The following is an 11,010-nucleotide window of genomic DNA, read 5'->3' as shown; positions in this document are numbered from 1 at the left end:
GGACGGCCGGTTCAGAGGGCATCCTCTCCGGCGACGTCACGGTCGAGACCTATCCCGTGGAGGAGGTGGTCTACGGCGTCCACGTGAAGCGCAACGCCCCGCCGGACGCTCCGCGCTCGATGCGCGTGGAGTATCGCATCGGCTTCAGCCGGTGGCAGTCGGAGTGGATTTGCCTCGAACACACCGGCTACGCCCGGCACAAGGCGGAACTCTGGTGGCGGAAGCGCTCGAATCTCCCCGTGCCGGAGACCGCCGAGGACGCCGTCTATTTCGCCGAGCGCGGGGCGCTTGCGCCCACGAAGAGCATCACCGTGCGGCACGTCTCCGGCGAGGAGTTCGACCGCATCGTCGGCTACGACCTCGGCGAGAAGCCCTCGTACCGCGAACCCGGCTGGGACGATGACGCAGACGGAGGCGAAGCCGTCACCAGCACCGTCGTGCCTGACGGCAGGCCGGTCGATGACGCGGAGGACATCCCGTTCTGAGGAACCGCATGGAAGAGTTCCTGAACATGCTGTTTGCCGAAGCGGTCGCCGAGGACCGGCGGCTGTGCGTCTTCACGCTGCCCGACCGGCGGACGAGGCACTTCTCGTCGCTGACCGCAGCGGCGCTCCACGCCGCCGAGGAGGCGAAGACCAAGGAGGTCTACTTCGGCGTCGGCCTTGCGGGCCGGAACTTCGGCAGGCGGAACTCCTCGTCCGACATCGTAGCCATCGTCGGCCTCTGGGCTGACATCGACCTGGCCGCGCCGTGGCGGGCGGAGAAGCCCCTGCCTCGCACAGTCGACGAGGCCCGGACCATCCTGGACAGGCTCCCGCTCGCGCCGAGCGTCCTCGTGGGTTCCGGCCACGGCCTGCACGCCTACTGGCTCTTCAAGGAGCCGTGGGTCTTTGAGACGGACGACGAGCGCATCGAGGCGGCCAAGACTGCCCGAGGCTGGGTCCAGGCCGTCCGCAACGCGGCGCGCGGCTTGGGCTGGGACGTCGACTCCGTCGGCGACCTGGCCCGCGTGCTGCGTTTGCCGGGAACGGTGAATCGCAAGGGCCAGATGCCCGTCGAGGTCCGCGTCCTGGAGTCCGGCGACCGCCGGTACAACCCCGACGACTTCGAGCCGTTCGCGGCCGATGAAGTCCCGGCCGAGATGGACGAGGTGCAGGTGGACGCACTTGCGCTGCGGCCCGACGCCGAGCCGCCGGCCGACAAGTTCGGCCGCTTGATGTGCGTCTCGCAGACGTTCTCGGATTCGTGGAATCACTGGCGTGCCGATTTCAGCGACCAATCGCAGAGTGCCTACGACCAATCGCTCGCAGACATCGCAGCCTTGAGCGGCTGGAGCGACCAGGAGATCGCCGACCTGCTCATCGCGGTCCGGCGCAGGCACGGCCAGAAGCCTGAGAAGGCCCTCCGTCCCGACTACGTCACGAAGACCATCGCCCTGGCGCGGCGAGGCGTCCAGGAGCGATCCGCCGGAGGCGTGAACCTCTCCGCCCTTGTGCCGCAGCCCACTCACCCGCCCGCGGCAGCAATCGACGCTCGGCCCAGCATCTCGGCCCCCAAGAGCCTACGCCAACTTGTCGAGCTCTACCCCACCCTACGTAAGCCCGTCATCGAGGGGCTACTCCGCGAGGGCGAGACCATGAACGTCATCTCCGCCCCGAAGATCGGCAAGAGCTGGCTCGTCATCGACCTGGCGCTCGCGGTCGCCACCGGCCGGCCGTGGCTGGGCATGGACTGTGTGCCGGGCGAAGTGCTCATCCTCGACAATGAGCTGCACGGCGAAACATCGGCCAACCGCATCCCAAAGGTCGCCGAGGTGCGCGGCATCGGCATGGAGGCGGTCGCGGACCGTCTCTATGTCGAGAACCTTCGTGGGCGGCTCCAGGACCTCTTCGCCCTCGGGCCGTACTTCCGGCAGTTCGCGCCCGGGCGGTTCAAGGTCGTCATCCTCGACGCCTTCTATCGCTTCCTGCCGATGCGGGCCGACGAGAACGACAACGGCACGATGGCCAGTCTCTACAACTACCTGGACTCGTTCGCCGACTACCTCAAGTGCTGCTTCGTGCTCATCCACCATACGTCCAAGGGGAACCAGTCCCTGAAGGAACTCACCGACGTGGGAGCCGGTGCCGGCGCGCAGTCTCGCGCCACGGACACGCACCTCATCCTACGCCGCCACGAAGAGGAGGACGCGGTGGTGATGGAGGCGGCGGTGCGTTCCTGGCCGCCTCTCCCGCCGCGCTGCCTCCGCTGGGCCTGGCCGGTCTGGATGCCCGCGGACGACCTGGATCCGGCGGCGCTGCGGAAGGAAGGCGGCAAGCGGAGCGCCAAAAGCGGCGATGACGAAGAGAAGCCGCCGTCCTACGACGCCGCCGGATTCACCAAACGATTCTTGGGCCAGGAGCCCAAGAGTCAGGCCCGTATCCTCGAAGAGGCTGAAGCCGAGGGCATCTCGTCCCGCCGTGTGAAACGGTTGCTCGACCTGGCCGAGGAGGAGGGTTTGGCGTTCCGATGGACCATCGGGCATCGCAAGACCCTCGTCTACGCCACGGTCGGACCGTCCGAGGATTCGCCGCAGAACAGCCGCTACCTCGTCCAGGCCGCACTGAGGGAACACCCCGAACTGTCCACCAAAGACGTGGCCGAGCGATGCGGCGTGTCGCCGCGCTACGTGCGCCGGATTCGTGATGAACTGGAGCCGTGCGAATGACCATCGCAAGCGGAACAACTGGCGGAACTGGGGGCGGAACTGCTGTCGGAGTTCCGCCGGAACTACGGGCGGAACAGTTCCGCCTTTGTTCCGCCTTGGTGTGCGCTGTAACCATCTGTTGTTCAAGCGATTACATCACGGGCGGAACAACGGCACTCATTTGCGCGCACACCCCCCCATACCCCCCGGCGCGCGAACGGCCTGAAGGCCGTCGCGCGGGCCGGGGTGCGTGCGCGCGTGCGCGTTTCATGTTTCATGGTTCCTCCGCCGCAAGCGTGCGCCGAGACGGCGGCGGGAACGGTCGCGCGTTTGGGCACAGTTTGTTTTGCGTGTCCGGTTTTCCGGCGCGGACTGCCCCACCAGGTCGCACCCGGGCCGAGCGGTTCGTGGGGTCGAGGAATCCGCCGCCCCGACCCAAAGGTCGCGACCTGACGCAACCTGGCGCAAACGGGGCGGAACCCTGGAACGATTTCAGACGCCCGCCGGGCCGGCGGGCAAGGAGGATTGAGCCATGAAGGTCGAACTTCGCAAAATCTCGGACATTAAGCCCTATGACAAGAACCCCCGCGACAACGACGGCGCGGTCGAGGCGGTCGCCCGGTCCATCCGGGAGTACGGGTTCAGGCAACCCATCGTCGTGGACGCCGAGGGCGTCATCGTCGTGGGTCATACCCGCTGGAAAGCGGCGCAGAAGCTCGGGCTGGAGACGGTGCCCGTCCACGTGGCGACCGACCTCACCCCGGCGCAGGTCCGGGCCTACCGCATCGCCGACAACAAGGTCGCGGACCTGGCCACGTGGGACATGGAACTGCTGCCCATCGAGCTGTCGGAACTGCGCGGCATGGACGTGGACCTGGAACTCCTGGGCTTCTCGTCGGCGGAGTTGGAGAAGATGCTCGGCGCGGCGGGCACCGAGGGCCTGACCGACCCAGATGCCGTCCCGGCCCCGCCGGACGAGGCCGTGACGCAGCCCGGCGACCTGTGGGTCTTGGGCAACCATCGCCTGCTCTGCGGCGATTCCGGCAAGGCCGAGGACGTGGACCGCCTGCTGGACGGGGCGACCGTGCAGCTCGTCAACACCGACCCCCCTTACAATGTCGGCGTCGCCAGCCGGAGCAACAACGCTATCGCCGTCTCCGGCGACCGTCCCATCGGCCAACAGGGCATGGACATCGCCATCCGGGGCGAGACGCACGCCACGACGGGCAAACTGCGTCCCAAGGACAGGCCGCTGGTCAACGATTTCATCTCCGACGAAGAGTTCGCGCGGCTCCTGCGGCTGTGGTTCGGCAACATCCAGCGGGTGCTGGAACCCGGCCGGGCCTTCTACATCTGGGGCGGGTACTCGAACATCTGGAACTACCCGAATGCCCTGCGCGAGTCGCAGCTCTACTTCTCGCAGATGATCATCTGGGTGAAGGAGCACCCCGTCCTGACGCGGAAGGACTTCATGGGCAATCACGAGTGGTGTTTCTATGGTTGGCGGGAAGGCGCGGCCCACTACTTCAACCCGGAGATCACCAACGCGACCGACGTCTGGAGCGTCAAGAAGGTCAACCCGCAGTCGATGGTGCACCTTACCGAGAAACCGGTGGAACTCGCCGTCCGCTCCATGACCTACAGCAGCAAGCCGGGCGAGAACGTCCTCGACCTCTTCGGCGGCTCGGGCAGCACGCTCATCGCGGCGGAGAAGACCGGGCGTCGGGCGCTCGTGATGGAGATCGACCCGCTCTACTGCGATGTCATCGTCCGGCGCTGGGAGGAGTTCACGGGACAGAAGGCGGAACGACCGGCGGCGGAGGTCACGGCATGAGTCGTCGCATTGCTGCCACCCGCGCTGGTAAAGCCGCCTTTACCAGCGACGGGCGCAAGTCAAGATGTCTTTACCAGCGGAGGGCGGCAATGTCGGCGAGACTGGATGCCCTGAACGACCAAACCCCAGCTTGCGCCGGGGTGGTCGGAGCGGAGGGATTGACCGATGCTACGCCTTGAGCGTGAACATCCCGCGGTCGGCCTTGGCGAACCGCGACGCATCGCCCTTCTTCTGGATTTCCCGAAGGATGGCGGCGTAGACCGTCGCGGACGGCGTCTTGCCGCCGGTCTTCCAGTACCCCTTCTCGACGGCCCGCTCGACGATTGTTCGGCAGTTGAGCGGCTCGCCCGCGTCGGCCAGGACCTTCGCCGCCGCGTCGAGGCCGCTCATCGTGCCATCGGCGCGCTCGGCCTTCTTGCCGGGCTTCGGCTCGTCAGCGGTCTCGGTGACCGTGGGCTTCGGCGGCACGACGCCGACCGGGACGCCCAGGACCTTCGAGGCGACCTTGGCGGCCGTCTGAAGCGCCTGGGTCTCGCGCTCCTGCTTGCCGGCCTCCTGCTTCTTCCGCCACTGGTCCTCCGGCTGGCCATCGCCCCGGACGCGGTCGGTGGAGAACTTCACGGTCTTCTGCTTGCCGTCGGGCTGGAAGACCGTGCCCTCGTACCGCCCGTGCCCGAGCCCAGAGTCGACCCGCACCGGGAGGTACGAGCCGCCCACGGCCACCGAATAGACGTGGCCCAACACGACCTTTCTTGCCTTGCTCATGTCCGTCTCCTCGCCGGCGATTGCTTGGCGCGTTGCGGCGTCGGCCGGCCTGCGAAGCCGCTGCGCCCCTCTGATGCGGACGGCGCGGTTCGTCTCGACGTTGACCGCGTCCCATCCGCCGTACCTGGACTCGCCGGTGATCCGCACCGGCACGACCCGGCCGCTGACCTTCGCCAGGTAGCGGCCACCGATGACGACCTCTTTCTTCTTCATGGCTTGCACCTCCTACCTGTGGTCGATGGTGATGTAGCCCAACTCGGCCAAGATGTCGCTCGCGCGGTCCCAGCCACCGAGAACCTCGGCCAACTGCTCTGCGAACCAACGGACGCCGCGGTCCACGGCGTCGTCGCCGGTCGGACGCGCCCCCAGGAGAGCCGTGGCCATCACCGCCGCGGCCTCCGGCGAGACGCAGTCCTGGACCAGGTCCCGCAGTTCCTTGCCGGGGTCGGCGGGGTCGTCGGTCCCGGCCTTCTGGAACTCGGCGGCATTGATGCCGGTCTCCCAGTAGCCGAGGTACTCCTCCACCGCGTCCTTGACGATCTCGGTGACCGTCACGGGCCGCTCCAACTTGGCGGTCTCGCGGACCGCCTGCTTCTTCAGCCGGTCAATCAGCCCCTTGCCAATCGACACGCCCAAAACGTTCTCGTTGCCCTTGGCCATAGTTCGTTCCTTTCCTTGCCGGATAGCGCCGGCCACGCTTGCGTTTCAGTCCTCGAAGGTCTCGATGACCCGCCGGTACGCGGCGACGTCGCCGGCCGTGCCGCGGTGGCCGTCGAGGTAGCACTGGAGCGTCCGGGCGACCTGCCCGTTCAGCGCCGTGTCCCTGGCGTCGGCCTCAAGCTGGAACGCCTCGCCGACCGGCACGCCTTCGCCGTCGCGGCGCTCGACGACCTTCGTCACCCGCGTTCCGGTGATGACGATCCGCCGGCCGTCGCGGCGGATGGTCGCGCTTCCGAGCGGCCCTTCGATGTCGATTCGCGTCGTCTTCATGGTTCTCGCTCCTTTCGGCCTGCCTGCCGACAGGCAGGTTTCGCGCTGGCCATGCCAGCGATCCGATCAGGCCGTGGCCGGGCGGACATGCCAAGGGCAATCTGCCGGAAAAGCGCGGAATTCCTGATGTCGCATGTTTCGGAGGGGTAAAGACTTATGTCGCGTAGCGAAGATTCCGGGCAGATTGCCCCGCACCCGCCGCAAGGCCCTGCCGCACCCGGCGGCGCGCCTGCCTGTGCCGTGCCCGGCACGGCAGACAGGGGGGCGCTGAGCCCGTCGGCCATGACGCTCCAGCAGGCCACCCGCGTCCTGGCGGCCGTGGGCGCTCGGTACGCGACCGTCGAGAACATCCGCCGGGACATCGAGGCGGGCGCGCCGGTGAACGCCGACGGGACGGTCAACCTCGTGCATTATGCTGCCTGGCTGGCGAAGGAGATGGCCGCCCGTGGCGATTGACCCCCGCAACCTCAAGCCCGCCGACCTGGCGCGGCTGTTGAACTCGACGCCGCTGGGGACGGTCCTGGACGAGCGCCAGCTCTACCGCCATCGCATGCGGGCGGGCTTTCGCATCGGCGACGGGCGGCGCGTGGACCTCTTCCGCTACGTGGCGTGGCTGGTGGACCAGCGGCACGCGCCGAGGAAGGTCGTTGACCCCAGCGCCGAGTACGAGGCGCTCAAGGAACGCGCCGCCGCGCGGAACCGGGCGCTCTCCGAGGCCGGGCGCGACATCGGCGAACTGCCCGCCGTCGTGGACCCGGAGCGCAAAGCAGCGGCCGAGAGGGACTTTCGGTTCTTCTGCCAGGCGTATTTCCCGATGACGTTCTACCTGGGCTGGTCGTCCGACCACCTGAAGGTCATCGCCCGCATCGAGCAGGCGGTGTTGCACGGCGGCCTCTTCGCCCTGGCCATGCCCAGGGGCAGCGGCAAGACCAGCATCGCTGAGTGTGCGTGCCTCTGGGCCGTGCTCTACGGCCACCGCGAGTTCGTCTGCCTCATCGGCGCGTCCGAGGTCCACGCCATCGAGATGCTCGACAGCATCAAGATGGAGCTCGACGGCAACGACCTCCTGGAGGCCGACTTCCCCGAGGTCGTCCACCCCATCCGGTGCCTCGACGGCATCGCCAACCGGTGCTCGGGCCAGCTCTACAAGGGCGAAAGGACGCACATCGGCTGGACGGCGAACGAGGTCGTTCTGCCAACCATGCCCGGCTCGAAGGCCAGCGGGGCCATCATCAAAGTGGCAGGCATCACCGGCCGCATCCGGGGTATGAAGTACAAGCGGGCCGATGGCCAGACCGTCCGCCCGTCGCTGGTGGTCCTGGACGACCCGCAGACGGACGAGTCGGCGCGGTCGCTTTCCCAGTGCGCCACGCGGGAGCGGATTCTTGCGGGCGCGGTGCTGGGCCTCGCGGGGCCAGGCAAGAAGATCAGCGGCATCATGCCCTGCACGGTCATCCGCCCCGGCGACATGGCCGACAGCATCCTCGACCGGGAGAAGCACCCGGAATGGAACGGCGAACGCACGCGGATGGTCTATTCGTTCCCCGCGAACGAGAAGCTCTGGGCCAAGTACGCCGAGATTCGCGCCGAGAGCCTTCGCGTCCACGGCGACATGCGGGAGGCGACGGCGTTCTACGAGGCCAACCGCGAGGCGCTCGATGACGGCGCAGTGGTGGCCTGGCCGGAGCGGTTCAACCACGACGAGGCCAGTGCCATCCAGCACGCCATGAATCTCAAGCTCCAGGACGAGGCGGCGTTCTTCGCCGAGTACCAGAACGAGCCGCTGCCGGAGAAGGGCGTCGAGGATGATGAGCTCCTCACCGCCGACCAGGTGGCCCAGAAGCTCAACGGCTATCGCTGCGGCGAAGTCCCCCTCGGCGCGGACCACCTGACGATGTTTATCGACGTGCAGGGCAAGCTCCTCTTCTGGCTGGTCGCGGCCTGGGCAGAAGACTTCACGGGCTATGTCCTCGATTACAACGCCTATCCCGACCAGAAGAGGCGCTACTTTACTTTGCGGGACGCGACGCGGACGCTCCAGCTCGCTGCCAAGGGCGCGGGGCTGGAGGGCGCGATTTACGCCGGGCTGGAGACCTTGACCAATGACCTCTTGGGCCGCGAGTGGCGGCGCGAAGACGGGGCGCACCTGAAGGTCGAGCGATGCCTCATCGACGCCAACTGGGGCACATCGACGGATGTGGTCTACCAGTTCTGTCGCCAGTCGCAGCACGCGGCGGTCCTCATGCCCAGCCACGGGCGGTTCGTGGGCGCATCGAGCATCCCGTTCTCGGAGTACCGCCGCAAGCGCGGCGACCGGGTGGGCCTGAACTGGCGCATCCCGAGCGTGCATGGTCGGCGGGCCATCCGCCACGTGCTCTTCGACTCGAACTACTGGAAGAGTTTCATCCACGCGCGCCTCGCCGTGGCGATGGGCGACAAGGGGTGCCTATCGCTCTTCGGCCGCGACCCGGAAGCGCATCGCCTCCTGGCCGAGCATCTGACCAGCGAATACCGCGTGAAGACCGAGGGGCGAGGCCGCGTGGTGGACGAGTGGAAGCTGCGCCCGGAGGCATCGGAAAACCACTGGCTGGACTGCCTGGTCGGCTGCGCGGTGGCCGCGTCGATGCAGGGCGTGGTACTGCCCGGCACGGACGCGAAGGCCGCAGTCAAGCGTGAGCGCGTGAGACTATCCGAACTCCAGCGGAGCAAGCGGTAGATGGACGAGCGTGCCAACACAACCGGAAGGCCGGAAGACCTATCCGCAGTGCCGCCAGCGGCTGGGGCCGCAAGCCCTGCCTGTTCTCTGACCAGCGCGGCCAACCGACGTGGCCTGGAGTGTCCGCGCTGCGGGTGCCGGCATTTCCACGTGCTCTATACCCGTGCCGCCATCGGCGGGCGAGTCCTCCGCCGCCGGGAGTGCCGCCACTGCGGCCGGCGGCTCACCACCTACGAGAAGGGCGATGAGTAGCCTGGGCAGCCAATCGGCCCAGTCCCGTCTTACGTCCGCTATCACTTGACCAACTGTGCGGAAACACGGCGTGCGATTACGTGTTGCGCAGAGCAGAATCAAGTGGGAGACCGCCGCGCTTCCGTTCCCAGCCAATGTCCAGGCTGAAACCGGTCAGAACGGTTGCCAGTTGCGCCCCAGACTGGTCAAGAACGTTACCACTTTGCCCGCCACCTGCCGGCTCGCCGGTGCCGCCGACAGGAATTCTTCCGTCCTCAAACGCTACCCGTAGAACCTCCCCGCCGAAATCCCTTCTCCCGTCCGTCATCTCGCGCCTGCGCCGGGTAAGTATCCCAGTAGGCGAGAAGATTCCTGCCTACGCCGAGGCTTCGGCAGGCAGGCGTGTCCCGCTTCGTGGGGCATGAAGGGCCTTTTGTCTTTCAGAGGAAAGGGCATGGCCGAGGACCTCGACAACACCATCCGCCAGAACGCCGCTGGCCCGAAGCGGGCCGCGGGCGATTCAGGCTCCGTGGAGCAGCACAGCCTCACCGAGCAGATCGAGGCGGACCGGTATCTGGCCTCCAAGGAGGCGGCGAAGTCCAAGGGTCTTGGGCTGCGCGTGACCAAGCTCGTGCCGCCGGGGGCGTCCTGAAGGCAGACCGGAGGCTTGAGACCAGAGGCTTGAGGAACAGATGAGCAGCACCGTCGCGACCAAGAGACCGATTGCCCTGAGCCGCCTGCGGGCCGTGCCCGTTCGGCGGGTGCGTGGACGGTTCGACTCGGCCGCGACGACCGAGGACAACCGCCGCCACTGGGCCAACGCCGACGCCCTCTCGGCCGACGCGGCGGCGTCGGCGGCCGTCCGGCGGACGCTCCGCAACCGCGCCCGCTACGAGGTGGCCAACAACTCCTACGCGCGGGGCATCGTGCTGACGCTGGCCAACGACACCATCGGCACCGGGCCGCGGCTGCAGATGCTCACCGACAGCGACGAGGCGAACAATGAGATCGAACACGAGTTCGACCGCTGGGCCCGCGAGATTGCCCTGGCCGAGAAGCTCCGCACCATGCGGATGGCCCGGGCGCAGGACGGAGAGGCGTTCGCCATCCTGGTCAACAATCCCGTCCTCGACCACCCGGTCAAACTCGACCTTCAACTCATCGAGGCCGACCACGTGACCAGCCCAGAGGCTTACCTGCTGGACCGGCGCGAGGTGGACGGCATCGTCTTGGACGGCTTCGGCAACCCGGTGGCCTACCACGTCCTGAAGAATCATCCGGGCAGCGGCGCGTGGGGCTTCCGCGACGAGTTCCGCACGGTTCCCGCCGCGCACATGATTCACGTCTTCCGCCAGGACCGGCCGGGCCAACACCGGGGCATCCCCGAGATCACACCCGCGCTGCCGCTCTTTGCGCAGCTTCGGCGGTTCACGCTGGCCGTGCTCGGCGCTGCCGAGGCGGCGGCCGACTTCGCGGGCATCCTCTACACCGACGCCCCGGCCAACGGCGAGGCCGAGCAGGTCGAGCCGATGGACCTCGTGGAGCTCGAGCGGAACATGCTCCTGACCATGCCGGGCGGCTGGAAGATGTCGCAGGTCGAGCCGATGCAGCCGGCCACGACTTACGCCGAGTTCAAGAAGGAAATCCTCAACGAGATCGCGCGGTGCCTCAACATGCCCTACAACGTCGCGGCGGGCAACTCGTCCGGCTACAACTACGCCTCCGGCCGCCTTGACCACCAGACCTACTACAAGTCCATCCGCGTGGACCAGGCCTTCATGGCCGAGA

General features: G+C 67.5%; 10 protein-coding genes. 7 read left to right on the top strand and 3 right to left on the bottom strand.

Annotated features, from left to right (window positions below):
* The 3 genes from PLE19_22915 to PLE19_22905 all read left to right on the top strand — a co-directional run.
* Positions 1–485: hypothetical protein (locus PLE19_22915; GenBank protein HPD17799.1), on the top strand; the 485-nt coding region annotated here is incomplete at its 5' end.
* Positions 486–493: 8 nt separating this feature from the next.
* Entirely contained in the window at positions 494–2,707 is a 2,214-nt protein-coding gene (locus tag PLE19_22910; GenBank protein ID HPD17798.1) for an AAA family ATPase, read from the top strand.
* Between the two features lie 511 nt (positions 2,708–3,218).
* On the top strand, positions 3,219–4,520 hold the full coding sequence (locus PLE19_22905; protein HPD17797.1) for a DNA modification methylase: 1,302 nt from the start codon (positions 3,219–3,221) through the stop codon (positions 4,518–4,520).
* Positions 4,521–4,688: 168 nt separating this feature from the next.
* On the opposite strand, the gene PLE19_22900 is transcribed toward PLE19_22905, so the two are convergent.
* From PLE19_22900 to PLE19_22890, 3 genes are read right to left on the bottom strand one after another with little or no spacing between them, the layout of a single operon-like run.
* Positions 4,689–5,498: a winged helix-turn-helix domain-containing protein gene (locus PLE19_22900; GenBank protein ID HPD17796.1), complete on the bottom strand. Its 810-nt coding sequence runs from the start codon at positions 5,496–5,498 to the stop codon at positions 4,689–4,691.
* A 12-nt stretch (positions 5,499–5,510) separates the two neighbouring features.
* Positions 5,511–5,945, bottom strand: a complete 435-nt coding sequence (locus PLE19_22895; GenBank protein HPD17795.1) for a hypothetical protein — start codon at positions 5,943–5,945, stop codon at positions 5,511–5,513.
* Positions 5,946–5,990: 45 nt separating this feature from the next.
* Positions 5,991–6,275: a hypothetical protein gene (locus PLE19_22890; GenBank protein ID HPD17794.1), complete on the bottom strand. Its 285-nt coding sequence runs from the start codon at positions 6,273–6,275 to the stop codon at positions 5,991–5,993.
* Between the two features lie 156 nt (positions 6,276–6,431).
* Between PLE19_22890 and PLE19_22885 the strand changes: the two genes are divergently transcribed.
* From PLE19_22885 to PLE19_22870, 4 genes are all read left to right on the top strand, one after another.
* Positions 6,432–6,731: a hypothetical protein gene (locus tag PLE19_22885; GenBank protein HPD17793.1), complete on the top strand. Its 300-nt coding sequence runs from the start codon at positions 6,432–6,434 to the stop codon at positions 6,729–6,731.
* The gene (locus PLE19_22880; GenBank protein ID HPD17792.1) at positions 6,721–8,991 is read left to right on the top strand and encodes a phage terminase large subunit family protein; all 2,271 of its coding nucleotides are present in this window, start codon (positions 6,721–6,723) and stop codon (positions 8,989–8,991) included. Before PLE19_22885 ends, PLE19_22880 begins: the two co-directional genes overlap by 11 nt.
* Before the next feature lie 685 nt (positions 8,992–9,676).
* Positions 9,677–9,874 (top strand): hypothetical protein, encoded by a 198-nt coding sequence (locus PLE19_22875; protein HPD17791.1) that lies wholly within the window; start codon positions 9,677–9,679, stop codon positions 9,872–9,874.
* A 40-nt stretch (positions 9,875–9,914) separates the two neighbouring features.
* A partial coding sequence (locus PLE19_22870; GenBank protein ID HPD17790.1) for a phage portal protein occupies positions 9,915–11,010 on the top strand: 1,096 nt, incomplete at its 3' end.

It is taken from the genome of Planctomycetota bacterium (assembly GCA_035384565.1).
In the GTDB taxonomy this organism is placed as follows: Bacteria; Planctomycetota; PUPC01; order DSUN01; family DSUN01; genus DAOOIT01.
The sequence above is the reverse complement of the archived record's forward strand: the minus strand, read 5'-3'. Positions and strand labels throughout refer to the sequence as shown.

Bases quoted from the DNA above. Each gene is read 5' to 3' on its own strand.
- PLE19_22910 (HPD17798.1), top strand. From the start codon at position 494: ATGGAAGAGTTCCTGAACATGCTGTTTGCCGAAGCGGTCGCCGAGGAC.
- PLE19_22905 (HPD17797.1), top strand. From the start codon at position 3,219: ATGAAGGTCGAACTTCGCAAAATCTCGGACATTAAGCCCTATGACAAG.
- PLE19_22900 (HPD17796.1), bottom strand. From the start codon at position 5,498: ATGAAGAAGAAAGAGGTCGTCATCGGTGGCCGCTACCTGGCGAAGGTC.
- PLE19_22895 (HPD17795.1), bottom strand. From the start codon at position 5,945: ATGGCCAAGGGCAACGAGAACGTTTTGGGCGTGTCGATTGGCAAGGGG.
- PLE19_22890 (HPD17794.1), bottom strand. From the start codon at position 6,275: ATGAAGACGACGCGAATCGACATCGAAGGGCCGCTCGGAAGCGCGACC.
- PLE19_22885 (HPD17793.1), top strand. From the start codon at position 6,432: ATGTCGCGTAGCGAAGATTCCGGGCAGATTGCCCCGCACCCGCCGCAA.
- PLE19_22875 (HPD17791.1), top strand. From the start codon at position 9,677: ATGGCCGAGGACCTCGACAACACCATCCGCCAGAACGCCGCTGGCCCG.